The sequence below is a fragment of the Phycisphaeraceae bacterium genome (assembly GCA_020639155.1).
Classification (GTDB): Bacteria; Planctomycetota; Phycisphaerae; order Phycisphaerales; family UBA1924; genus JACKHF01.
The window spans coordinates 323,609-347,806 of the sequence record JACKHF010000002.1 but is presented as its reverse complement, the minus strand read 5'-3'; the positions used below and the strand labels follow the sequence as shown (position 1 = coordinate 347,806).

18 protein-coding genes are annotated in these 24,198 nt (G+C 56.6%); 11 read left to right on the top strand and 7 right to left on the bottom strand.

Annotated elements, in window-relative coordinates; all coding sequences use genetic code 11:
* Positions 1 to 223 precede the first annotated feature (223 nt).
* The gene (locus H6815_11995) at positions 224 to 1,546 is read left to right on the top strand and encodes a DUF4872 domain-containing protein (protein ID MCB9861162.1); all 1,323 of its coding nucleotides are present in this window, start codon (positions 224 to 226) and stop codon (positions 1,544 to 1,546) included.
* Positions 1,547 to 1,597: 51 nt separating this feature from the next.
* Positions 1,598 to 2,083 (top strand): hypothetical protein, encoded by a 486-nt coding sequence (locus H6815_11990; protein MCB9861161.1) that lies wholly within the window; start codon positions 1,598 to 1,600, stop codon positions 2,081 to 2,083.
* A gap of 77 nt (positions 2,084 to 2,160) precedes the next feature.
* On the opposite strand, the gene H6815_11985 is transcribed toward H6815_11990, so the two are convergent.
* Positions 2,161 to 4,323 (bottom strand): TlpA family protein disulfide reductase, encoded by a 2,163-nt coding sequence (locus tag H6815_11985; protein MCB9861160.1) that lies wholly within the window; start codon positions 4,321 to 4,323, stop codon positions 2,161 to 2,163.
* 177 nt (positions 4,324 to 4,500) lie between these two features.
* On the bottom strand, positions 4,501 to 5,379 hold the full coding sequence (locus tag H6815_11980; protein MCB9861159.1) for a pseudouridine-5'-phosphate glycosidase: 879 nt from the start codon (positions 5,377 to 5,379) through the stop codon (positions 4,501 to 4,503).
* 116 nt (positions 5,380 to 5,495) lie between these two features.
* Between H6815_11980 and H6815_11975 the strand changes: the two genes are divergently transcribed.
* A complete protein-coding gene (locus H6815_11975; GenBank protein MCB9861158.1) occupies positions 5,496 to 7,328 on the top strand; it encodes a carbon starvation protein A in 1,833 nt (610 codons plus the stop codon).
* Between the two features lie 24 nt (positions 7,329 to 7,352).
* On the opposite strand, the gene H6815_11970 is transcribed toward H6815_11975, so the two are convergent.
* A complete protein-coding gene (locus tag H6815_11970; GenBank protein MCB9861157.1) occupies positions 7,353 to 8,243 on the bottom strand; it encodes an AAA family ATPase in 891 nt (296 codons plus the stop codon).
* Between the two features lie 176 nt (positions 8,244 to 8,419).
* On the opposite strand from H6815_11970, the gene H6815_11965 reads away from it, so the two are divergent.
* From H6815_11965 to H6815_11945, 5 genes are all read left to right on the top strand, one after another.
* Positions 8,420 to 9,091, top strand: coding sequence for a cyclase family protein (locus tag H6815_11965; GenBank protein MCB9861156.1), 672 nt, complete (start codon positions 8,420 to 8,422; stop codon positions 9,089 to 9,091).
* A gap of 38 nt (positions 9,092 to 9,129) precedes the next feature.
* Entirely contained in the window at positions 9,130 to 10,413 is a 1,284-nt protein-coding gene (locus tag H6815_11960; GenBank protein MCB9861155.1) for a hypothetical protein, read from the top strand.
* Positions 10,410 to 13,394: a DNA polymerase I gene (gene polA, locus H6815_11955; GenBank protein MCB9861154.1), complete on the top strand. Its 2,985-nt coding sequence runs from the start codon at positions 10,410 to 10,412 to the stop codon at positions 13,392 to 13,394. Before H6815_11960 ends, polA begins: the two co-directional genes overlap by 4 nt.
* Before the next feature lie 199 nt (positions 13,395 to 13,593).
* Positions 13,594 to 13,902, top strand: coding sequence for a hypothetical protein (locus tag H6815_11950; protein ID MCB9861153.1), 309 nt, complete (start codon positions 13,594 to 13,596; stop codon positions 13,900 to 13,902).
* Positions 13,903 to 14,066: 164 nt separating this feature from the next.
* The gene (locus tag H6815_11945) at positions 14,067 to 14,372 is read left to right on the top strand and encodes a hypothetical protein (protein ID MCB9861152.1); all 306 of its coding nucleotides are present in this window, start codon (positions 14,067 to 14,069) and stop codon (positions 14,370 to 14,372) included.
* Positions 14,373 to 14,436: 64 nt separating this feature from the next.
* On the opposite strand, the gene H6815_11940 is transcribed toward H6815_11945, so the two are convergent.
* Together H6815_11940 and H6815_11935 are read right to left on the bottom strand one after the other, a co-directional pair.
* A complete protein-coding gene (locus tag H6815_11940; protein ID MCB9861151.1) occupies positions 14,437 to 15,150 on the bottom strand; it encodes a hypothetical protein in 714 nt (237 codons plus the stop codon).
* 148 nt (positions 15,151 to 15,298) lie between these two features.
* Positions 15,299 to 16,894 carry a tyrosine--tRNA ligase gene (locus H6815_11935; protein MCB9861150.1) on the bottom strand — a complete coding sequence of 532 codons (1,596 nt, stop codon included), beginning with the start codon at positions 16,892 to 16,894 and terminating at the stop codon, positions 15,299 to 15,301.
* Positions 16,895 to 16,988: 94 nt separating this feature from the next.
* Between H6815_11935 and H6815_11930 the strand changes: the two genes are divergently transcribed.
* Positions 16,989 to 18,764 (top strand): proline--tRNA ligase, encoded by a 1,776-nt coding sequence (locus H6815_11930; protein MCB9861149.1) that lies wholly within the window; start codon positions 16,989 to 16,991, stop codon positions 18,762 to 18,764.
* A 6-nt stretch (positions 18,765 to 18,770) separates the two neighbouring features.
* Here the strand turns inward: H6815_11930 and H6815_11925 are convergent, their stop codons facing one another.
* Positions 18,771 to 19,337, bottom strand: coding sequence for a DUF899 family protein (locus H6815_11925; protein MCB9861148.1), 567 nt, complete (start codon positions 19,335 to 19,337; stop codon positions 18,771 to 18,773).
* 342 nt (positions 19,338 to 19,679) lie between these two features.
* Here H6815_11925 and H6815_11920 point away from each other — a divergent pair, with 342 nt between their 5' ends.
* Complete coding sequence (locus H6815_11920; protein ID MCB9861147.1) at positions 19,680 to 20,504, top strand: protein kinase; 825 nt, start codon at positions 19,680 to 19,682, stop codon at positions 20,502 to 20,504.
* 39 nt (positions 20,505 to 20,543) lie between these two features.
* Here H6815_11920 and H6815_11915 read toward each other — a convergent pair whose 3' ends face one another.
* Positions 20,544 to 22,181, bottom strand: a complete 1,638-nt coding sequence (locus tag H6815_11915; GenBank protein MCB9861146.1) for a hypothetical protein — start codon at positions 22,179 to 22,181, stop codon at positions 20,544 to 20,546.
* 597 nt (positions 22,182 to 22,778) lie between these two features.
* Here H6815_11915 and H6815_11910 point away from each other — a divergent pair.
* Positions 22,779 to 24,155: a tetratricopeptide repeat protein gene (locus tag H6815_11910; GenBank protein MCB9861145.1), complete on the top strand. Its 1,377-nt coding sequence runs from the start codon at positions 22,779 to 22,781 to the stop codon at positions 24,153 to 24,155.
* Positions 24,156 to 24,198 lie beyond the last annotated feature (43 nt).

Sequence of the window (24,198 nt, the reverse complement as noted above, 5' to 3'; positions counted from 1 at the left end):
CTCCTTCTTTGGTTGATGTATACTCCCGCTGGCGTTCATTCCGCGCCAAACTCCCTGACGATCCGCCGTCCCGGATCGCACCGCGGGAGCAAAGGGAGGCCCTCACACCCACCCGTGTGATCAACCTCTCGGGATCTGAGCAATCCATCCGACGATCACCATTCGGCGGAACACTGCAGGCGGACGGGCTGGCACTGTTCTGCGCACTGAATGGAACACGATCGTGACCAAGCACAAGGAATTCAAACTCCACGTCCGCCAGCGCATGGAGCGCACAGGCGAGCGATATACCACAGCACGGGCGCATCTGCTCGCAAAGCTCGCTGGTTCAAAGGAAACCGCACTCGTTACAACCGATTCCGGCTACGCGTTTGCGCCAGGTATCTGCCGCGACACGGGTGCTGCACGCAACATGCTCAGTTCACTCGGTGTTCGCACACCAGGATCTGATGAGCCTCTGTCTGAAGCGATGATCACCGGCATCGCGGGTGGCATCGGATTTCTCTATATTGTGTTCGAATACAAGGGCTTTCCGCCGTTGCTCTCGACACTTATGCGCTACGACACGTCGGCAGATCAGTTCGTGATGAACGGCATCGACAGAATGGGCATCGGCGCGATCACCCATGAAACAACCAGCGCAGCCAAAGCGGAGAAGACTCTGCTTGCTGCACTCGACGACAATCGACCCGTCCTGTGCGTTGTTGACGCGATGAGCCTGAACCAGATCGTCGGGCCGGCGATGCTCAAGGGCAACGCACCAAAGGTTGTCTGCGCAACGGGCTATGACGGCGACCAGATCGTCCTCGATACCGGTGGCAGTACACCACTGACCATCTCGCGCAAGGACTTTGCGCAGGCACGAGCAGCATTCAAAAAGGGAAAGAACAAACTGCTCGAAGTTCCCCGCGATGCGAGGCCTGAAAACATTGTCTCTGTGATCCACGATGCAATCGCAAAGACTGCCGATCGGTACGAGAACGCGCCGTACAAGGGATATGCATCAAACTTTGGGTTCGCGGGTATGCGCAGGTGGGCGAAGATGCTCACCGATGATCGCGATCTCAAGGGTTGGGCGACGCTCTTCCCCGAGGGCAGGCTGGCGTGTCTCGGATTGCGTCGCGTGTATGAGGGCCTGACCTGCGAGATGACACCCCCGGCTGGGGGCCGCGCGATGTACGCTGAGTTTCTGCGTGAAGCAGCAACACTCGCAAAGCACAGCGCCTATACCAACGCTGCGTATGCGTACGACACCGCTGCTACTCACTGGTCAAGTATCGCAACATTTATCGCCGACTGCGATATCCGCGAGGTCCGTAGTGGCTGCGACATGATCGACAGCTACTCTGAGATGCTCGATGCCAACGCGATTAAAAACGGCGAGGCAGAGTGGATCAAACTCCGCGATTCGACTGCCTCTTGCGACATTACACACGAGCAGGCGATGTCGATTTACGCCGACCTTGCCCGTCTTGTAGAAAATGCGATCGAAGCAGAGACACATGCAGCAAGTCTGCTTTGTGATGCTGTCGCATCAGTTGCATAGTCATCTGATATATATTCCATTATACATTTATCGAATAGAAAGGAACGCATCATGATGCGCTCAATCCTCGGATTCATTGCTGGATATATCACACTTGCCGTGATCGTTATGATCGGATTTCTCGCTGGGATGTTCATTCTGGGTGTTGATCGAGTACTTCAGCCGGAAAGTTACGACGCGTCGATGCTCTGGGTGCTCACCGCACTCGGCATCACGGTCATCGCCGCGATCGCGGGCGGAATCGTCTGCCAGTTAATCGCCCGCAGTCGCAACGCGAGCATTGTGCTGGCTGTCACACTCCTCGTGCTTGGCGCAGCAATGGGCTTTGCACAACCACAACCAACAAACGAACGACCAGCACGCCCGGCAGATCAGTCGACAATGGAAGTACTTAAAGCCATAAAAGAGGTCGGCCGCGAGCCGCTCTTTACGCGAATCACCAACCCAATCGGCGGTGCGATCGGTGTGCTCGCAGGGGCACTGCTCGTCAAGAAAATGAAACTGCGTGACCTTGATGAAGGACTTCACATACCCTGACATATCGTCTAGATTATTACAAATAAAATACAGACTGCGAGCAGTGCGCTTGCGGCCTGTTGCTTTGCACAATCAACTCACGGTCGCTTCCATGCCAGCCGCTCCACGCCCCGATCGGTCACAGCAAGGACCATCTGTGTCCCATGCTCATCGGGCTCAGTCAGGTTGATCCCCTGCACATGCACGTTCCCAATACTTGTCATTGCGAGCAGGTCACCAGCATCTGCATCAATGATCGCAACATAGCTGTGATTCGAGTACGACCGCATATCCATGACCATAATGCCCACAACCACCTCTCGCTTGCCATCGTTATCGATATCACCGAGCCTGAAGCTGAGTTGCGAAAAGGCATTTGCATCGACATCGGGTGAATACGACCATACCTCCTCACCATTCTGATCGAACATGTATAGCGTGTTCTCAGCATTGCGCATATTGGTGTGCATGGCGGAAACAAGGAACCGGAGATGCTCACCCTCGCCGTCCACACCAAGTCCCTGCACCATCGCCTGACGCGCCATCCCTTTGAGACTGATCGTTCGGCTGTCTGTGCCGTCCGGTGTCACGATCGCAATCTTCGACGCGGGCATCGTGCCACTCAATCCCACAAACTCCTTTACACCATCGCCATCGACATCGTGCTCGATAAGCTGCCCACCCACCATGCCGGGCATCGACGGGCTCGTCACGTTTCGCAGTTTTCCATCCAACGTGAACGAGTCCGGGTTGATATTCTCAATAGGGGTTGACGTCACTATCGCCGATTCATCAATGTGGCCGATCGGGACAACGTCCTCATTATTGAACAACTGCTCGCCTGCAAGCACTGCATCAATGTGATGTGCAAGTTCCTCGGCTTCTGCTTCACCACCGAATCCGACGGAAATGTGCTGCACGACGCCTTGCTTGTCGACCAGGGCGAGTGTCGGGATGCCTGAAACGTGATAGTCGGTGCCAATTGTGCCGTCGTCCATCACCTGCCGGATCGTGACCTTATTCTTCTCTAGGAACTTTTCAACGGCTTCAGAGTTTCCAAAATCCTGATTGATCCCGAGAAACACAACGCCTTCATTCTCATACTTCTCATGGAGTTTTTGCATGTGCGGCATTGCAGCAACACACGGACCGCACCACGTTGCCCAGAAGTCCATTACTACAACACTCCCGCGCAGGTCAGCAAGCGAGAGTTCGCCGCCTTCAAGCGTTTCGCACGTCCATGCCGGAGCTTCGTTGCCTACAAGCGTCAATGCGAGGTCCTGCTGGGAAGTTGCATCAAAATCAAAGTCCATGTCATCCCACGGCATGGAGATCTCGTCAACCTTCTCGTATCCGGAGGGTGCCTCAAATGCAAATATATTGGGTGCAAAGTCGGGCGTAATGGTTGGGTTGTCGATGACGAATGTATACGCCATCTTCTTGTACGTCGGCATCTCAAACCCACCAAAGTCGAACGCATCAGTATCTTCCTCGGGCGCATCGCCAGCGAACCTGTCGTTTGGATCCGTGTCTCCACCGCCCCCACCGTACTCAGCCATCATGTCGTTGTACGCATCGGTGTAGTCGATCGTAAACTCATGAATGAGACCATCGGACCCGATCCACATGGTGCCCGGAAGATCAACATCGCCCCATCCGGGCATACTGTCCTCCGTATACCGCATGTGCAGGTAAAGTCGCTGGCCCATTACTCCATTGCGTTCTTCCGGCTTCACGCCAACAGGCGTCGTTGGTGATTTCACTCGCATCTCATTGAGCAGTATCCCCGCAACTGGATGCGAGGTGAACTGCGCAGTTGGGTACTTCACACTCAACGCTTGAAGATCAATCTGTTCAGGCCGATCAACCTCAATGTACTGTTCAGCAGTATCGGACACAATCCACATCTGCGAGCCGTCCGACTGCAATGTAGTGCCAATCTGGCCGCCCAGCTTGAGCAGGAACTTCCCCGGCCGATCGAGACTGAATGACATCGGTTGATCAGGCCAGCTATTCATTCCGCCAAACATCGAGTCGTCACCATCGATCTGGATGTCATACTTCAATGCTCCGGTATCCTGATAGGCCTGAAACGCGGCATAGCGTTCGACGAGCTGCTCATAGACTCGCACCGCTTCATCTGTATTCTTTGGGATGTCTGTTTGCTGCGCGCACGCTCCGGAAGCAATGATCGTTGCAAATACTCCTAGCAGACCCATACGGCACAAAGAACTCGTACGCAAACCGGAACAACTGTTCATACCTTTCTCCAATCTGTTTCTCCGCTACGTTTCAAGCGCAGCAGGAGCACCAAGCGATTGCACATTGTAGTATCGCCCGGGACCGACAGCGGTTCGAGCATATAGCCTTCCGGTCGCAAATAGCTTCCAATTTCGCCGCAACTTCACATAATGCCACACCCGAAGGAGGCCAGGAACCTACTTCATCGCAGCAGCAATCTTCCCTGCAAGCCCAGCATTGCTGACCGCAAGCGCAATGTTCGCGGTCAACGTGCGCCCGCCGGACGTCTCGTGCAGCGCAGCAAGTAGCGCCGGTGTTGCGTTGCGTCCGTATGCACTGCTGTCTGTACGCTCGACATGCGCCCTCGCGCGTTCCATGTACTCGTCCCAATCCTGTTGTGTCAGTTCGTGGTCTATCGGTACAGGATTCGCAACAACAATCGCGCGGCCACTGCGCGCCAACTCGTGTGATGCAAACGCTGCGATCTCCTTCGCATCATCCATGCGCACATCGACAGACGATCCCGCATCGCGAAGATAGAACGCTGGAAAAGTATCTGTCCTATACCCGACCACCGTCACGCCAAGTGTTTCCAGAAGTTCCCGTGTAGATGCAACGTCAAGAATCGACTTCACCCCCGAGCACACGACAACCATGGGCGTGCGAGCGAGCGCCGCCAGGTCGCTGCTGATATCAAGATGTTCGCTGAATCCCTTGTGAACACCACCAAGCCCGCCCGTTGCAAAGACGCGCAAACCTGCACCAGATGCGATCTCCATGGTCGTGCTGACGGTTGTTGCTGCGTGAGACTTTCTGTGCATCAGCACGCCAAGGTTTGACGTGTTGGCCTTTGGCACTTTGGATGCTGCAAGGAGATCTTCTATCTCATGACGTGTCAGTCCAACAGTTGGCTTGCCTGCAATCACGCCGACCAGTGCCGGATTCGCTCCGGATGCTCTCACAGCATCACCCAGTTGATCAACCAGTGGTAATGCCGCATCTCTCGGCACGCCGTGGAGGATCAGCGTTGTCTCCAGTGCAACCGCAGGGCTTGCGACGCGACGTTCGATATCCATGCACGACTCCCAAGGGGACACCTTAGCTCAGTTTGCAGACTTTCGTAACGATTGCCGATCGTGTATCCTATTCGCATTCCCGTTTCTCCATGCTCTGATAGGGGATCAATACTCGTATGGAAACTGTTCTGATCGCGCTCGGCTCGTTCGTCCTCTACATCATCGCCTATCGCACCTACGGCACGTGGCTCGCGAGGAAGATCTTCTCGATCGATCCATCGCGGACGCCACCCAGCATCGAGTGCGAGGACGGCGTGGACTTTGTGCCCAGCAAACGAAGCCTTGTGTTCGGCCATCACTTCACGTCAATCGCCGGAACGGGCCCGATCGTCGGCCCGGCGGTCGCTGTCGTCTGGGGATGGGTTCCCGCGCTGATCTGGGTGCTTGTCGGCTCGGTCGTCATGGGCGCAGTGCACGACTTCGGCTCGGTCATCATCTCCATGCGTCACAAGGGACGCACCATTGCCGACCTTGCCAGCGACGTAGTCAATCCGCGTGTGCGCCTGCTGTTTCTCATCGTCGTACTGGTCGGGCTCTGGATCGTGCTAGCAATCTTCGGTCTCGTGATCGCGGTGATCTTCAAGGTGTACCCATCCAGTGTCGCGCCTGTCTGGCTCCAGATTCCGATCGCGATCGGGCTCGGCGTCTGGATGCGTCGCGGCGGCAATGTCGCGCTCGGCACGATCGTCGCAGTCGTGCTGATGTACACCACGATCATAGCGAGCGCAATGCTTCCATCGACACATGTCGTCATCCCATCGAGCATCACAGCACACATTAGCGACGTTGCTGTATGGACTATCCTTCTGCTGATCTACGTCTTTATCGCCAGTGTGCTCCCGGTGCAGACACTGCTCCAGCCAAGAGACTACATCAACGCGTGGCAACTTATCATCGCGATGGGTTTGTTGCTGCTCGGCGTCCTAGTTGCGCATCCGACAATCGCTGCGGATACTGTGCAGGTTGCACCTGCACCAGCGAGCAACGGCGCCCCCGTGCCTGCATTCTTCCCCTTCCTGTTCGTTACGATCGCGTGCGGCGCAGTCTCCGGGTTTCACTGTCTCGTGTCCAGCGGGTGCTCGAGCAGGCAGCTTCGCTCCGAGGCAGACGCGCAGTTCGTCGGATACGGCGCGATGCTCACCGAGGGGTTCCTTGCAACACTCGTCATCATCGCGTGTGTTGCTGGCATCGGCCTTGGCACGGGCTCCGGTCAGTTTGTGACAAACGAAGCAGGCCGGTCGGTAGAAACAATCATCATTGGTCGTCAGGCGTGGCTCCATCACTACGGTACATGGGGCGGTGATGGCGGGCTGCCAAACATCCTGAAACCCTTCGTCACTGGATCGGCAAACATGATGGAGTCGTTCGGGCTCTCCCACTCCATTGCCATTGCGATTATGGGCGTGTTCGTTGCGTCATTCGCTGCAACAACACTCGACAGCGCAACGCGTCTGCAGCGATACATCATTGCGGAACTCGCGGGGCAGAGTGCTGGCACACATACTGGGTTCCAGATCCGCGCACTGCACAATCGGTACGTTGCGACCGGGGTCGCGGTTGTCACCGCGTTCATGCTCGCGATCTCCGACGCTTTCACCGCACCGGGAGGACTGGCAGCAGCCGGCAAGGGCGGCCTACTTTTGTGGCCCGTCTTTGGCGCAACCAATCAACTCCTTGCAGGGCTTGCTCTGCTCGTCATCACCGTCTGGCTCGTCAAACAGAAGAAGCCCGCGTGGGTCACTGCCATCCCGATGACATTCATGCTGATCATGACCGGCTGGGCGATCGCACTCCAGACCGAGAGCTTCTCTCAAGCGAAGGGCAAGACGCACCTGCTGATCATCGCTGTGCTGATGCTGATCATGGAGGTGTGGATCGTGATCGAGGGGGTGCTGGTCATGCTGAAAGCCCGCACCAATGCCATCCCCGCTGTGCATGCGGGGGAATAGTCAGACGAACTGCACGCACAAAACTCAGGCTGGGCTGGGCACTCGATGAATAATCCGATCAAGCACCTGCTGTGCAATATCGTCGCGCGATGAGTACGAACGCGCCAGGATGCGATGCCCGACAACGATGTGCAGGTTCTCGGTGATGTCCTCGGGGATGCAGTAGTCGCGTCCGCGGAGCATAGCTGACGCGCGTGCTGCCTGACTCAGTGCGAGCGAGCCTCGCGTCGAGAGTCCAAGCGTAAGCTCGTCGTCGTTGCGAGTTGCTTCTGCAATAGCAACGATGTAGTCGATGAGCGAGCGGTCCAGGCGCACACTATCGGTCGCGTCCTGCCAATGCGACACCTGTGCGCGTGTTGCAACCGCGTGAATGTTATGAAGGTGGGCTTGCGACGGGCGCTGTTCAAGAATATCCGCTTCGACGTTCGCATCGGGATAGCCGAGGCTCATTCGCATGAGAAACCGGTCGAGTTGGTTTTCTGGAAGCGGGTATGTGCCCTCAAAGTCGTGCGGATTTTGCGTTGCAACGACCATGAATGGTGATTCGAGTTGGCGCGTAATCCCGTCGATCGAAACAGTCGCTTCACCCATCGCTTCAAGGAGCGCGGTTTGCGTGCGAGGCGTTGTGCGATTGATCTCGTCTGCGAGCACGATGTTGGCAAAGATGGGGCCGGGCTTGAACTCGAACGACCCGGATTTCATGTCGAGCACGTTCACGCCGAGCACGTCCGCGGGAAGCAGATCGGGTGTCATCTGGATGCGTGAGAACGCGCAGTCGAGGCTTCTGGCGAGCGACGTGGCAAGGACAGTCTTTCCGACACCGGGGACATCCTCTATGAGCATGTGTCCACGCGCAAGCAGACACCGTATAAGCCGATCAATCGCTTCGATATTGCCCATGTAGACGGAAGCCATCGACTCACGAAGACGGGCAATGCCCTCGAAACTGGTGTGGAGGGGGGCGGTGTGCGTCTGGCTCATAAGGTCTTTCTGTATGGGTACGTCTGTCTATCGGAGAACGTGAAGTATACGGATGTTGTTCCACAGCGGATCTGGCAACACTTTCCGACCGACATCTTCTACACTCAGCCATGACCGAATCAGGCACGATCATCGATATCTCGCCAGTTATCAATCCGGCGATGCAGGTGTTCCCGGGCGACACGCCGCCGGAACGTCGCGTGCTGCTGGATATGCACGATGGTGCGAATATCACGCTCTCGACGCTGACGACGACGGTACATGTGGCAAGCCACGCCGATGCCGAGAGCCATTACGTAATCGATGGGAAAACGATCGACGAGATGGATCTGTCGCGTTATCTGGGGCCGTGCGTGGTGGTTGGTATCGATGATGCGAAGATTGATCGTGACAATCTTCGCGTCGGACTCGATGCGATCATCGGCGATACCTTGCATCCACGCGTCCTGATCCAGACCGGGACACAGCCAGACAAGCAGGTGTTCAATCAGGATTTCTGCGGGCTTGCGCCGGAACTCATCGACGCGCTGGGAGAACGGGGTGTGCGAACCCTCGGCGTGGATGTGCCTAGCGTTGACCCCGCAACAAGCAAGGATCTCCCTGCGCATGCCGCGTGTGCGCGCAACAACATCGCGATACTGGAAGGGCTTGTGCTCGACGCGGTGACGCCCGGCGTGTATGAGTTGATCGCTCTGCCACTCAAACTGCGGGGATTTGACGGGAGCCCGGTCCGCGCGGTGCTGAGAACGCTGGATCAAGCTTCCGCAACCGACGCTGGATGACACTGCCCAATGCTGGCGCGTCCTGAGTACGATCAGCCATGACCAGTGATGAGGCTTCCGAATCCCGACGAGCATTCATCTTTGACGATGGGACGCACGATCTGTCGCCGGTGACAGATCTGCGCGCAGTATTTGACGTGCGCACGGGCGGCTTGACAATGCTGGAGCGGTTCGAACTCGCGTTCGGGATTGCCCCGGCAATGCTCAGCGTGCCTGTCGCACTCAAGGGGATTGTGCGTGAATCGCACAGCGGAGTGACAGTGACATCTGCTGGTGAGGAGATCGCGCCGCCAGCAGGAGAGATGTTTGTTCTCAACGGGCAGTGCCATCTGCCGCTTGCGGGGATTGACGATCTGGAATCTGGTCAGGCGCTCGTTGAACCCGATGAGCACGGCGGTGGATTTGTTGCAGCCGTGTGTGACGGTCCAACAGCGCAGCTGCTCGCCAATCCTGCAACGCGAAATGCAGCGCTGAGCAAGCTGGACGTTGTATATACCGATGAGCGGGTGCTTGTGCGCAGATTGTGGGATATGCGCGCGTTGCGCGATCTCTGCATTGATGTTGACCTGTCGCTGACGCTTGATGTACTGTTTGACAGTACAGACGAAGGCCCGGGCCTGCCCGAGGGAGTCACCATCATCGGCGATCATCGTGTGTGGATCGATCCAAACGCAGTTGTGTATCCGACTGTTGTGATCGACGCGCAGGATGGGCCGGTGTATATTGCAGGCAATGCGACTGCCCGGCCCGGATCTGTATTGGTCGGGCCGTGCTGGATCGGAAGTGGTTCGACGATCATCGATCGCAGCATCATCCGCGCGCACACAGCAATCGGCCCGGTGTGCAAAGTGGCTGGCGAGATCACGGGAACGGTGTTCCAGGGATACTCGAACAAGGCACACGACGGATTTCTCGGCGATTCATGGGTTGGCCAGTGGGTGAATCTCGGCGCAGGAACGACAAACTCCAATCTGCTCAACACATACGCAGAGATCCCAATTCAGCAGCATCCCGGCGGGTCAAGAGAGCGGTCCGGCCAGACATTCTTTGGTTGTGTTCTTGGCGATCACACCAAGACCGCGATCTGCACGCGCATCATGACCGGCGCGATTGTGCATACGGGCACGATGTGGGCGCGAACGGAGCCGATGGCTGGCGCGATCGCATCGTTTTCATGGGCAACCGACGCGGGCGTGCGCACGTTCCGGTTCGAGAAGTTCGTCGAGACCATGCGTGCAGCGATGCAGCGTCGAAACCACAAGCCAAGCGATGCGGAGCTTGCGCGACTGAACGCACTCTTTGACGCGGGTGTGTCCGCATGAAAACACTCTACATCATTGACGGCTACGCCCAGTTCTTCCGCGCGTACCACGCCATACGAACACCAATGACCAGCCCGGTGACGGGTGAGCCGACCAACATGACCTACGGGTTCGTCGGGATGCTGCTCAAGCTCCTGCGCGGCAACGAGAAGCAGATGCAAGCGGTGGGTGGAAAGCCCGACTACATCACGGTTGCGCTTGATGTATCGGGCGATCGCGGGACGTTCCGGTCGCAGATCTTCGAGGAGTACAAGGCCAATCGTCCGCCGCCGCCGGAAGATCTCAGGCCGCAAGTCGAGCGCTGCCTGAAGATGCTCGATGCGATCGGGCTTGTCACGCTCGGTGCAGAAGGGTACGAAGCGGACGATGTCATCGCGACGCTCGCTGAGCAGTTCAAGGATGAAGCGCTGTGCGTGCGCGCAATTACAAAGGACAAGGATCTGAAGCAGTTGCTGCGTCCGGTGAAGGGTGAGGATGCCTCGGGTTCGTTTGCTCTCTATGACATTCATCACGACAAGGTGAGTGATGCAGAAGCGCTGTTCGAGGAAACAGGGCTGAAACCGGATCAGGTTGGCGACATGCTCGCGCTCATGGGTGATAACGTCGATAACGTGCCGGGTGTTGAGGGCATCGGACCGAAGACAGCTGCGCAGCTGATCGCAGAGCATGGTTCGCTCTCGGCATTGCTTGATGCGGCAGACTCCATCAAGGGCAAACGTGGTGAGCGATTGCGCGCAGCACGCGATGGAAGCCAGCTTTCCATCTCCCGCAAGCTGGTCGAGCTTGATCGAAACACGCCGATCTCGTTCGATCTCGAATCTGCGCAGACGAGTGCAATCAGACTCGAAAACCTGATACCGATACTGAAAGAGCTCGGATTCAACCGGTATCAGGACGAAGTGCGCGAGATGTTTGGGATCACAGTGCCGGGCGATACCGATGCTGCGTCTGCAAAGCCCGCGCAGAAGCAAGCATCCAGCGATATCGCGTTTGGCGGTGGACTGTTCGATCACATCGCAGGAGAACCATCGCAGCAATCGGCAGCGGATCAGGCGCTTGCTGATGGAAACTACATCTGTGTGAAAACGAAGAAACAACTCGATGAGCTTGTGACAGCGCTTGCGAAGGCACCTGTCTTTGCGGTTGATACCGAAACGACTTCCGTCCAGCCGATGGACTGCGAGCTCTGCGGGCTTTCATTCGCTATTGAAGAAGGCAAGGGGTGGTATGTTCCTGTGAAGTCCGCGGAACAGGACACGCATCTCGACGCGAAAACTGTGCTTGATGCGGTTCGATCTGTGCTCGAAGACGCAACAAAGCCGAAGATCGGGCACAATCTGAAGTACGATCTGCTCGTGCTTCGCAACAGTGGCGTGGAGTTGCGAGGCGTTGCGATGCCGAGACGCGATTCCAGCGAGCTCGCAGCGCTCGACACGATGACTGCGGCATGGCTCGATGATGCGACACGATCTTCGTACTCGATGGACGCGCTCTCGCTGGCATATCTTGATTACGCGCCTGTGTCGATCTCGGAACTCATCGGCAAGGGCAAGAAGCAGAAGACGTTCGATCAGATCCCGCTCGATCGGGCCAGCGCGTACGCGGCCGAGGATGCCGACATCACGTTCCGGCTCGCGGAAGCGCTGCGTCCGAGACTCCGCGCGGGCGGGCTTGCCGAACTCGCGACGTCGGTAGAGATTCCAATGGTCGAGGTGCTGGCAGAGATTGAGTACAACGGCGTGTACATTGATGCTGACGAGCTCGAACGTCAGCGTGCGCGCCTGCAGACGCGTATCGATGAACTCAAGACAGAAATTCAGGACGCGGCGATGTCCTCGTGCGGGCGCACGTTCGAGCCTGACTCACCCAAGCAGCTCGGCACGATTCTGTTCAACAAGCCGACCGATGCCGACCCCGGGCTTGGGATCAAGCCGTACAAGAAGCTTAAAACAGGTCCATCGACAGATGCTGAAACGCTCGATCGGATCGTCGCAGATCGTGCGACGGACAGCCCGATCCCAAAGCTCATTCTTGAGTACCGCCAGCTCACCAAACTCGTCTCGACGTACCTCGTTGCGCTCAAGGACGCGATCAATCCTCGCACCGGACGTGTGCACACGAGCTTCCATCAGACCGGAGCTGCGACGGGCAGACTCTCGAGTTCCGATCCGAACCTGCAGAACATCCCGATTCGTTCTGACATCGGACGGGAGATACGCAAGGCATTTGCAGCAATGCCGGGACACGTGCTCGTGTGCGCGGACTATTCGCAGATCGAGCTGCGTCTGCTTGCGCATCTGTCGCGCGACAAGGGACTCATCGAAGCGTTCGAGCGCGGCGAGGACATCCATGCAGCGGTTGCTGCGCAAGTGAACAGCGTCTCGATCGATAATGTGACGCGCGAGATGCGTGCCCGCGCCAAAGCAGTCAACTTCGGGATCGTCTACGGGATCACATCGTTCGGGCTTGCGCGTCAGCTCGATATCTCACGCACCGAAGCGCAGACGATCATCGACGATTACAAGCATCGATTTGCTGGGATCACGACGTTCATGCAGGAGTGCATCGACGAGGCGCAGCGGTACGGGTATGTCACGACGATGCTAGGCCGCCGGCGTGCGATCCGCGGTCTCGATGCCAGAAATCCGAGCGAGCGATCACTCGCTGAGCGTGTCGCGATCAACTCGGTGGTGCAGGGATCAGCAGCTGATCTGATCAAGCTCGCGATGGTTGATCTGCATCGCATTTTCAGCCCCAACGCGGCACACTGGCGCGATGGAAAATCGCCCGAAATTGATGGGGTGCGCATGCTGATCCAGATCCACGACGAACTGGTCTTTGAAGCGCCCGAGCCGGTTGCCGAGAAGGTGCAGGATGTTGTTGTCCACGCGATGGAGCACGCGATGGACGCGAGGTTCGATCTGCGTGTGCCGATCAGCGTGGACTCGTCGATTGCGCCGACGTGGTTCGACGGCAAGTAGTTTGATAGCAAGTAATATCAGTTCGTCAAGAATGCGCTAATGCTGATCGAAGTGCTCGGACTTCGATGTCAACTGTGCGTGGTTCATAGTGCGTTCGGAATATTGTTGCATCATGCGGGTTCTTCCGCATCCCAGCGTCACAGATCATCTGTGTTCGCGTTCTGTACTTGTCACACATCATGCTTGAGGAGGTCAACACATGAATCGAAACACACATCATCGGCGCTGCCTTCTTGCATCGTGCGCAATCACTGGCATGCTTGCGCTGGTGGGCTGCCAGACCGGCGGCGCACATGTCGAGGGCGACCCTGGCGTTGAGTTCGCACAGGCTGGTCAGACGTCTGTCAATAAAACCTGCCCATTGGGTGGCCACCCTGTCAGCCAGGGCCACAGCCTGAACTACAAGGGCGACACCATCGGGTTCTGCTGCACTGACTGCCAGACCAAGTTCCTCGCGATGGACGAGTCAGAGCGCGATGCCGCATTGATCAAAGCCCGCAAAAACTGAGCTTTGACGCTTACAGAAACTCACACGGCATTCCGGCTGAACCAGCCCTGAACTGCCGTGTTTTTTTGGTCCAGGTGTGATGCCAGGGTGCGATGTCACCGGATGGAATGGATCGCATCCAATGCTCCAATCGAGTTTACAGGGAACACACGAAGGAGCAGCACATGAAACGCACGGGGATCTTCGCAGCAGGACTAACGGCATGTCTCGTCGGGCTGACAGCATGCGCGAGTTACAACAACGCCGAGCTTGTTGAGAAAGACCCGGCTGTCCAGGTTGCGCCCGCGAGCGCCGAATCGATCAACGAGAGATGCACATTTACTGGTGTGCCCGTGCGCGACAAGTACAACCTCAGCTACAAGGGCGAGACCATCGGGTTTTGCAGCGAAGACTCACAGCACAAGTTTCTTGTGATGGATGAGGAAGGGCGCGACAAGGTTGCAGCCAAGGCGCGTGCACAAAGAGAGTAAATGTTGTGTTTTGGAGCAGAGTCAACAATGCGGCAGCATCTAGCAATTAGTACACATGCCGAACTCATTTTTTGTACCCAAAGTCACCTGGAGGCAGCACTTCGACATAGATATTTTGTGGCTCGCTACTTGGTAGCGACCAATGCTTGCGATAAAGATAAATAACTTGTTCCACTGGCACTCTTTTGTCTAGGGCTACTACCCACCAATACCCTGCTTTGTAGTTAGTTTGCCCATGCCCTATCACGGGTGAACGTCTGTAGCCATTTACCATTGGTATGCTTCGTAATTTATCACCAAAATCATCCACTTTAGCATCATCTACTTGAGATTGCCACAATGGCAATGGTGTTGAATTATCCGATTTGTATGTTTTGGCAGTTTCAGGCGATGGTGTCCAGAATCCTATTTGATAAGTGTCATATCGCTTACGCTCTCCTTTTTCATTAATAACAAACCGATCTATGCTATGAGTGTCACTTCCTACCCACGCTCCAAATAGAGCGATATTCTCACCGCGTGCATAAACCAGCCCAACAAATATACTGCTCACAATGGTTAAGCAGATAGCTATCAGTGCCAGCAATCCTTTCCAGCTATTGGGGTATGAAAACACTTGTCCTAGAATAACAAAGTCACCACTTTCGGATTGGCGAGCGCCGGGACAAAAGAGCACGCTGTTTTGATTATTGCTAGTTCCTGTGGATATTGGAAGTTCTTTTTTGTTTGTCATCTGTTTTTCCGTGCCGATTTGCAATGCACAAATAGCCAAATTCAAGTTGGATAATGCGAGATCAGGATATGCTGTATGTTGGCCATACGCTTAGGGATGGCGTTATCGATCGACATAGTCCATGCGAATTAAGAAGATGTCCTTATTATCCTTGTAACAGATCATCAGATTAACTCGAGACGCAATCTTAACTCTATTCCCACCGAATGACGTGCCAGTTCTTCTTGCCGCGACGGATCGCGGTGACCGTGCCGTGGAGCACGTGGCCAGCTGTCAGCGCATCATCAATCCCGATCTTGTCACCGTTGACAGACACGGACCCGTTCTGGAGAAACTCACGAGCCTGACGCTTCGACGTTGCGAGTTCTGTCTGCACGAGCACGTCGATCATTGAAGTGCCATCGCCCGTGAGCACATCGCGCGACATCGCAGAACTCGGCGCTTCAGCGAGTGCTGCATCCAGTTCGGACGGTGACAGTGATTTGATATCACCCGAGAACAGCGCCTGCGCTGTGCGGACTGCGCCCTCGCGAGCTTCAGCACCATACAGCAGGTCTGTCATGTGATCCGCGAGAACTTTCTGTGCGCCGCGCTTGTGCGGCTCAGCGGTATGGGCAGCCACAACATCCGCGATCTCCTGCTGGGTGAGCAGTGTGAAGATGCGAAGGAAGTTCTGCGCATCGTCGTCGGATGTGTTGAGCCAGAACTGGTGGAACGCGTACGGGCTGGTACGCTCAGGGGTGAGCCAGACCGCGCCGGACTCTGTCTTGCCGAACTTTCCGCCGTCAGCCTTTGTGACGAGCGGCGTGGTGAGACCGAAGGTATTTCCCTGACGTGCCCAACGTAGCTGCTGAATGTGGTTCTGAAAATGATGCTTGACAAATGGTGGAACAGGATCTCCTTCGCGTTCCCAGAAACTCACAAGTGACATAAATGATTGGGTAAGCTTGTCGTAATCAAGTACGGAATCAATATCTGGCCCTACTGCAGCTATCCCGTTGCGTATTGAATCTGCTAAATCTAGTGGTACGCTAGCGAGAAGTTCATGTGGTGATATAGCTTGTTGGAGTCTAACTCCGTCTTCGTATGCATCAGACCACACAAGTGTACGAATACGCCGAATCAGATCAGTGCCCGCGACGATATTCCCCCACTGGTCCGATCCGCCCATCTGCACGGTCACACCCATGTCTTTGTACAGATGCAGGAAGTCGTACGCCTGCAGGATCATGTACGAGAACTCGGTGAACGAGATGCCCTGATCGCGATTGTTGAGACGATCGCGGACCGAGTCCTTCTGGATCATCATGTTGACAGAGAAGTGCTTGCCCACGTCGCGCAGCATGTCGAGGAATCCCATCTCGCACAGCCAGTCAGCGTTGTTCACGATCACCGGCCTGCGTTCCTTGGGCACGTCGAAGTCCATGATGGCTTCGAAGATCCGCCGCTGGGACGCGACGTAGTCATCAATTGTCTTGCGTGTGAGGAGTTGGCGCTCGGCGCTCTTGCCTGATGGATCGCCGACAAGCCCGGTGCCGCCGCCCATGACAATGACGGGGCGATGCCCGTGCAACTGGGCGCGCTTGAGCATCATGATCGCGACGAGGTTGCCGATGGTCAGCGAGTCTGCGGTTGGATCGAACCCGACGTAGATCGACCGGGAGCCTTCATTGAGGTGCTTTGCGAGTTCGGTCTCGTTCGTGCACTGGTTGATGAGACCGCGCCACCGGAGCTCATCGAGGTACGGGCACGCAACAGCAGTTTGAGATTGTGTACTTGTCTCGGTCATGGGCATGGACAATAGGTGCTTTCGGCCCTTTTCGCACTACACTTGCAGCCTTATGAACCAGACAAGCACAACAGCAGAGCACGCACGCACAGCTATGACGACCCGCCGGGGGGATATCCAGTACTGGTCCCGGACGATCATCCCGACAACGCGCGAGGCGCCATCGGACGCGGAAGTGCCCAGCCACGTCCTGCTGAGCCGGGCCGGGTTCATACGCAAACTCGCCGCGGGCATGTACGACCTCATGCCGATGTCGTGGCGGGTGCTTGAGAAGATCATGCGGATCGTCCGTGAGGAACTCAACGCTATCGGGTCGAGCGAACTGCTCCTGCCCGCGCTCCATCCGATGGAGATCTATGAAGCGACGGGGCGTGCTGAGGCTTATGGGAACGATCTGTTCCGGTTGACGGATCGGCACAACCGCGAATGCGCCCTCGGGCCAACGCACGAGGAGGTCATCACGGAGATGATGAAGGGCTCGGTGACGAGCTACAAGCAACTCCCGGTGACGCTGTACCAGATCCAGACGAAGTTCCGCGACGAGCCCAGGCCTCGTGCCGGGTTGCTGCGCGGTCGCGAGTTCATTATGAAGGACGCCTACTCGTTCCACCTCACCGTCGAGGGGAAGGGCGGACTGAACGAGACCTACGACGACATGTACCAAGCGTACTCGAACATCTTCCGTCGTTGCGGCTTGGACTTCACGCCCGTCGAGGCGGAGGCCGGACCCATCGGCGGGTCCGCTTCGCACGAGTTCATGGTCAACGCTGATACGGGCGAAGACAAAGTGCTCCGCTGCCCTGAGACCGGATACGCAGCGAACGTCGAAAAGTGCGAGATCGGCGAGCGTGCGTGGTCGTTTGACAGAGGCACGAGCGCTGGTCTTGAAAAAGTCCACACACCGAACATGCCGGGGATCGAGGGTGTTGCCGAGCATCTTGGCGCAACAGCGAAGACCATGCTCAAGACGATTGTCTTTGAAACGAAGGATGGCGACGGGTATGTGCTGGCGGTTGTGCGGGGCGATCACGAGGTGAACGAGGGCAAGGTGCGCGATGTTGTCGGGCATCCCATCGCGATGGCGGATGAAAAGAAAGCAAAGGCCGAGGGATTTGCGATCGGGTATGTCAGCCCGCGCGCAATCAACGGGAAGAACGCGACGCTCGTGATCGATCCTGATGCTGCGCAGGGTTTGATCGACTGGGCAACAGGTTCAGACGAGATGGACCATCACGTCAAGCATTTCAACTGGCAGCGTGAGATGGGCGATGTGCTCAATGACTCATCGCGCGTGAAAGTGGCGGATATCCGCAACGCTGAGGCTGGCGATCCCTCGCCACGCGCCAAGGGTGTCGCACTGGTCGAGCAGCGAGGAATCGAGGTTGGTCACATCTTCAAGCTCGGCGCGAAGTACTCCAGCGCGATGGATTTCTCTGTGCTCGATCGCGAACAGAAGCGCCAGACCGTCATCATGGGATGCTACGGGATCGGCGTGACGCGCACAATGGCAGCGTGCGTGGAGATGAGCCACGACGACGCGGGCATCATCTGGCCGGTTGCTGTCGCGCCGTACCACGTGCTGATTGTGCTGATGAAGCCGGACAACGACGAGCACGTGCGCATCGCGACCGAACTTGCATCATCACTGGCTGATGCAGGTGTGGATGTGTTGATTGATGATCGTATCGAACGCCCGGGCGTGAAGTTCAAGGATGCCGACCTGATCGGGATTCCTGCGCGCATCACCATTGGCGACAAGGCGCTCGAAGCTGGTGGTGTCGAGTTCAAGCTTCGATCGGACGAGGGCAAGGGCGATGTCGTTCCGCACGCGGATGTTGTGTCGCACGTGCTGGCGATGTTTGAGAACTGAGTGTGTTTACTTCGGTTCCCAGCCGTTGGCGCCGCTTTTGATGATGTCGAACGCGGACCAGATGCCGCAAAAGTCATCGCCCGGGCAGAACTGTCGTGCGCCTGTGCGGACGATGGAGCCGTCCGGCTTCTTGTGGAACGCGCTGATGCCGGGGTAGTAGCCGGTCGCTCCCTGGAAGCCCATGTCGCGTGCGAACGTGTTCTCTTTGACAGACACACACTTGAACGGCCAGCCACGATCGGCGATCCGCTTCGTCAGGATCTCGGGTGTGTCGGGGCTGGAGAGGTAGAACCCACATCGCTGCTCAATGTGGCGTGAGAGTCCGATGAACGCGTCCGCCCAGAGCGCGCAGTAGTTGCATCCGATGCCCATGTTATGGATGACCAGCAGTTCTGCTTTATCGCCGAACATGTCAGCCAGCGAGATCTCTGTGCCGTCGGATTGCATGAAGGTGTAGTCGTTGACTGGCTCTTCGGGGACCGCTGCCAGTTTCTCGTTGAACTCCTTACGATACCCCATGAGGGCCTCGTGGACCTCACGAGCGGTGTCGAATGCGTTCGAGGTGGTCGTCATCGGTTTTCTCCTGTGGACGGACCTGAGAGGGTCTGACAAGCGTCAGAGGTATGATATCGCGTGATCGGGTGGCGCAGAAAGGGCCTCCGGCTGGCGTATTGGACGTATAGGTGACATGTGAATCGACGCAGGTTGCCGTTGCAGTGCCGATTTTCACCGGTTGACGGGTGATTGGAAAATGTTCGGAATTGTATCGAACGGGGATGTTTCCTGCTTGCAAAGGCCGATTTCAGTGCCGTATTGTTCCCGCTCATCTCACTGGTTGAACGTTTCCCGTCTGCCAGCATAGATGCACAAGATGCTTTGTGGGCTGAAGTTCTGCCCCACGCGGAGTTCTCGACGTTGGAACCAGTCTCTTCCGGATCACCCATGGTCGGTCCGTACAAAATCACCGGTGTACTTCCCGCTTCCCGATGGGGGCAGCGCTGGCTTGCGTTCCACGAGGGCAGGCAGTGTCCGTTCATGCTGTATCAGTTTGAAGGATTCGCGAAGAAAACAGATCAGCGTCGATTCATTACTGCATTCGAAAAACTCTCTGCTCTTGAGCATCCGCATCTGCTCTCGCTGATGGAGTTTGCATTCGACGGCAACACAGATTCGGCGTTGCTGGTAACGCCATACCCAGCCACGCATGATGGGTTGCTGACAATGTCACGCCTGCTCGGACAGAAGCAGGGACGCATGCCGGTGCCCGAGGTTCGGCGCGCTATCGTGCAACTCCTTGAAACACTTCAGTTTGTGCATGATCGTGATCTGCTGCACGGCCCACTCTCACTTGACGAGATACTTGTTGATCCGCATGGATCACTGATCATCGACCTGTACGGATTCCGTCGCACGGTCGAAGGCATACATAACGACAGCCTGTTCGATAGAGCGGACGAGGTTCGTTCCATTGTTGAGATGGCATACACGCTTATTACAGGGCTCTCGGCAGAAGCTCCGCGGATTCGCATGGAGTCGGTTCGCGGTCGATCTGATCGCTCGCTTGATACGTGGATCGAGGCAGGGCTCGATCCTGCTGCAGGATTTGAATCTGCGACTGCAGCACTTCGTGCTCTGGAAAAACCAGACGCGATTCCGCATTTCCAGCCAGTGATCAAAGCCAATACGAAATCTTCATCGTTGCTCTGGCGCTTGCGTCCATCAGGCAAGCCAAAGGGCTGAGTGTTTATACCAGCGTTTGCAACATTACTTCACTGAAGTTCATGTACCGGGTGGTGATACCGGCACAGGCTCGTTGTTGGTTTCAGGTGTTGGTTGTGGTGGAAGTTGTGATTGCACCGACATGTAGCCGTAAAAAGCAACCTCGTTCCACTGCGCTGGTGTCAGTTCCGGCTTCTCAAAGCGATTGTTGATAACGTCCACAATGTGCAGGACATCACTTCGTCGAACCCAATAGGCTTCGCGCAATCCCATGAGCCATAGCTCGGGAGGCACTCCCATGCGTATCACCTCGTCGGTGTTGCCAAGAGCCAGTTGTGCTCGTGCACGCGCAGCAACAAGAGTGTCTCGATGTGCTGAATCGTCGGCTGGGCTCAGGTCCATTATCGTATCGAGTGCAGCCTGTGGATCACGCTGATGCAGAAGTGCTTCGGCAAGCTGCACATGTATTGAGATCGCAAACTCATTGGCTGCATCAAGTCCGCCGACCGAAGGGCGCGCAAGCAGCGTGCGTAACAGCGGGATCTTTGTCTCGGCATCAAGATCGGCGACAACCTCTGCGCACGCTGCATCAGGAAGCGGTTCCAGAACCGGAGCAAGGGCCACCTGCTTTGCCCGTGATGACTGGAAACTGAGAGATGCGATGATTCGCGCGGCTTCGTCCGATTCAAATGCAAGCGAGATCGCACGGGCTGCAGAAGGAGAGACTTCCGGCATAGTCTTCGCAGCGTTTCGGAGGATGTCCGCACACTCTGGACGAACGCAAACAATCGGAGCAAGCAGCGCAAAGTTTCGACGAGCATCAAGCTGAGAAGCACTTGCATCGGCAAGGGATGCCAGATGATTGACAAGGCTCTGGACATCTTCATCGGTCCCGAGGGACACAATCAGAGCCGCGGTGGTTGGAGTCGGGAGAGAACTTCGCACGTGAAAGAGCGCGAGTCGAATCGCGTCAATCTGTGAGTCGTCCGTCATGGCGCTCGCGTCAATCAGAGCACGTGCCGCATCAAACGCAGCCATCCGGGCCGGAGAAGGCTCGGCAATCCATCGAACCACGTACGGAGCCATCATCGACACTTTCCATCGCTGCGCTACCGCTTCCAACATCGCGGCTGCCACGTTTGGATCTGTTTCTCGCGCAAGCCCTTCCGCCAGCGCGGCGCCACCGTCATCGAATCCAAGCCTCGGAAGCAGGCGTGCAGCGAGCATACGCGTGGTTGCTGACGGATGGACAAGTTGAGCAGCAACACGCTTGTTAAACGCATCACCCAGTTGGCGTGCAGCCTGCAACTCGCGCTCAGCAAGGGTATAGCCGAACTCACGAACCTCGGAACGATCGTGCTCAATCAATCGGAGAAGAAGTTCTGGACGTTTTTCGGGAGAATCCTTCAGAAGATCATAACTCATTCGATAACTTGCAATGAGTTCGGTCAGCGCGTTATTCACATCGACCGCCCGCGCTCTTGCCGTTCTTGCGTGGTTTTCGGCAACCTCTGCATACCACTGCGGCTCGCTCAACAATCGTGACGTTTCCATCCACTTGGCTATTGTGTCAAGATCTTGCTCACTCCCCCGACGCATACCAACCATCGCGTAGAGAGATGTGAGTGCATCGCCGGCAAGTGGAGAATCACCCTGCGCATCGCGGAGGAGCAGATTTGCGAGTTGCCAGTCGACCACCGTTGATATGGTCGAATATAGCGTCTGCCGTTTCCCTGCGGGCACGCTATCCATAAGTGACGACAGTTCTGAAACGATCCAAGCTGGTCGATCGCGACGACTCGATATGGCACGGAGCATCGGGTCGCGACCGATGTCAGATCGAAGCACTTCGGAAATCGCTTGACGTGCTGAACCAGGTTCTACCTGCTCATTCTCAAGGAGACGGGTCGCAGCGGAGGCCCTTTCGGTGGCAGACGTGTCTATCGAAAGCAGGATATCCCTTGGGCTGGGATCGGTCGAGGTTTCGGCTGTAGAACTCGGTTGTGCCAGACTTTGTGTGGTTATTGGTCCAAAAGCACATACCGCAACGATGCAAAGTGCTCGGATTGTGGCATGGGTCAAACTCATTGGATCAGGAAATATCGCTGGCGTGGAAAACAAACATGTGGAACAGACTGGCATCCCAATCAGGGATGCGCAGGTGCTGGCAAGCTGATACGATGCGTACAGCTATCGTATCGTCTTGACCGATGGATCAGCGAGAATCCTTGCGGCAAATCGGTAACAATGACGTGATCGAAATATCATGGCGCACTGCGAGGTAGATCTGTGGCAATGGGCGAGTGGAATGATGCTGAACACCACGTTGAACGTGCACATGCGTTCTTCGAGGCTGGGCATTGGGACGAGGCGGAGTCCGAGCTTCGCTATGCGCTGTCCATTGATCCCCACCAACCCGAGTGGCACTTCAACCTGGGGCTGACGCTGGATGCTGCGGGCAGGCATGCAGACGCGCGCAGGGCATTCATCCGCTCGCACGAGCTCTCGCCAGACCACTCAGCTGCTCCACTTATGGTGGGGATGATGCACACCCGTGAGGGCAACGACGCTGCAAGTATCTCATGGTTTGAGAAAGCAGCATCAATTGTGCCTGATGATCCAACGCCACTCGTGCAGCACATCGCTGCACTGACGCGGCTGGGAGAGCACGACAAGGCTGAAGTGGTGTACTATCTAGCCCAGCAGACGTGCGATGATTCTGCAGATCTTCACGCCGCAATTGCTGAATCACTTATCGCCAGAGGGCTTCCTGAGCGTGCGATCTGGTGCTTGCGTGAGGCTGGAAAGATCGACCCAAGACTGCCGGGCGTCTGGTCGCGGCTAGCCGAGGTGTTTGCATCCACAGGCCGGCTTGAACGGGCTCGCCAGTTGTTCCTGAAGGAAGTGCGAACCCATCCAGGCAAGATTGAGGCAATGATTGGGCTGGGCAAGGTCTTGCGTGAGCTTGGCCGTGTGACCGAAGCCGACGAGAAGTTCCGCCAGGTGCTTGAACTGGTGCCGGATCATCTTGAGGCTCATGACCTGCTTGCGTCACTGGCGCTGCATGTTGGAAATAACGAACGGGCGATTGAGTTCTTTGATGTCCTTGTCAAACTCGACCCCGAGGTCTTTGGTGTGCGTCGACGGCTTGGTGAGATTCTGTTGAAACGGAATGCGCAGGGCGATCTTCAGCGGGCTCGTGAGCTGTTGCTTGCTGAACACACCCTCATGCGGAATCAGCCACAGCTGTTCAGCGACGAAGCTGTCGAGCACCTGTCCGGGCTTCTTATGGATGCTGGACTTGCAGCCGAAGCCGTCAGGGCTGCCAAAGTCAATCTGGAGCGCCGGCCGGGGGCGGCTCAGGCAATGCATCTGCTTAGCGCTGCGTGTTTCCAGGCCGGTGACGATGAGCGTGCCTCAGATGCTGCCAGACGGGCTCTCAGGCTCGCTCCGACGATGGTTGGCCCGATGTACAACCTTGCCCTCTCAAGCATTCGCCAAAAGCAATGGAATCGGGCACGGTACTGGGTCAGACAGGCAAGGCAGGTCGACCCCGATGATGCGACTGTGCGAAGGCTCAGGCTGATGCTGATAATGCATACAGGGCTTGAGGTCATGACGGGAATTGGCCACGTCTGCCGTCGGCTTGTTACACGGACCCGAGTGTCCTGAGACTGGGTATCAACAGTGGCTCACAATTCTTCGCATTCTGGAC

Bases quoted from the DNA above. Each gene is read 5' to 3' on its own strand.
- H6815_11990 (MCB9861161.1), top strand. From the start codon at position 1,598: ATGATGCGCTCAATCCTCGGATTCATTGCTGGATATATCACACTTGCC.
- H6815_11985 (MCB9861160.1), bottom strand. From the start codon at position 4,323: ATGAACAGTTGTTCCGGTTTGCGTACGAGTTCTTTGTGCCGTATGGGT.
- H6815_11980 (MCB9861159.1), bottom strand. From the start codon at position 5,379: ATGGATATCGAACGTCGCGTCGCAAGCCCTGCGGTTGCACTGGAGACA.
- H6815_11975 (MCB9861158.1), top strand. From the start codon at position 5,496: ATGGAAACTGTTCTGATCGCGCTCGGCTCGTTCGTCCTCTACATCATC.
- H6815_11970 (MCB9861157.1), bottom strand. From the start codon at position 8,243: ATGGCTTCCGTCTACATGGGCAATATCGAAGCGATTGATCGGCTTATA.
- H6815_11965 (MCB9861156.1), top strand. From the start codon at position 8,420: ATGACCGAATCAGGCACGATCATCGATATCTCGCCAGTTATCAATCCG.
- H6815_11960 (MCB9861155.1), top strand. From the start codon at position 9,130: ATGACCAGTGATGAGGCTTCCGAATCCCGACGAGCATTCATCTTTGAC.
- polA (MCB9861154.1), top strand. From the start codon at position 10,410: ATGAAAACACTCTACATCATTGACGGCTACGCCCAGTTCTTCCGCGCG.
- H6815_11950 (MCB9861153.1), top strand. From the start codon at position 13,594: ATGAATCGAAACACACATCATCGGCGCTGCCTTCTTGCATCGTGCGCA.
- H6815_11945 (MCB9861152.1), top strand. From the start codon at position 14,067: ATGAAACGCACGGGGATCTTCGCAGCAGGACTAACGGCATGTCTCGTC.
- H6815_11935 (MCB9861150.1), bottom strand. From the start codon at position 16,894: ATGACCGAGACAAGTACACAATCTCAAACTGCTGTTGCGTGCCCGTAC.
- H6815_11930 (MCB9861149.1), top strand. From the start codon at position 16,989: ATGACGACCCGCCGGGGGGATATCCAGTACTGGTCCCGGACGATCATC.
- H6815_11925 (MCB9861148.1), bottom strand. From the start codon at position 19,337: ATGACGACCACCTCGAACGCATTCGACACCGCTCGTGAGGTCCACGAG.
- H6815_11910 (MCB9861145.1), top strand. From the start codon at position 22,779: ATGGGCGAGTGGAATGATGCTGAACACCACGTTGAACGTGCACATGCG.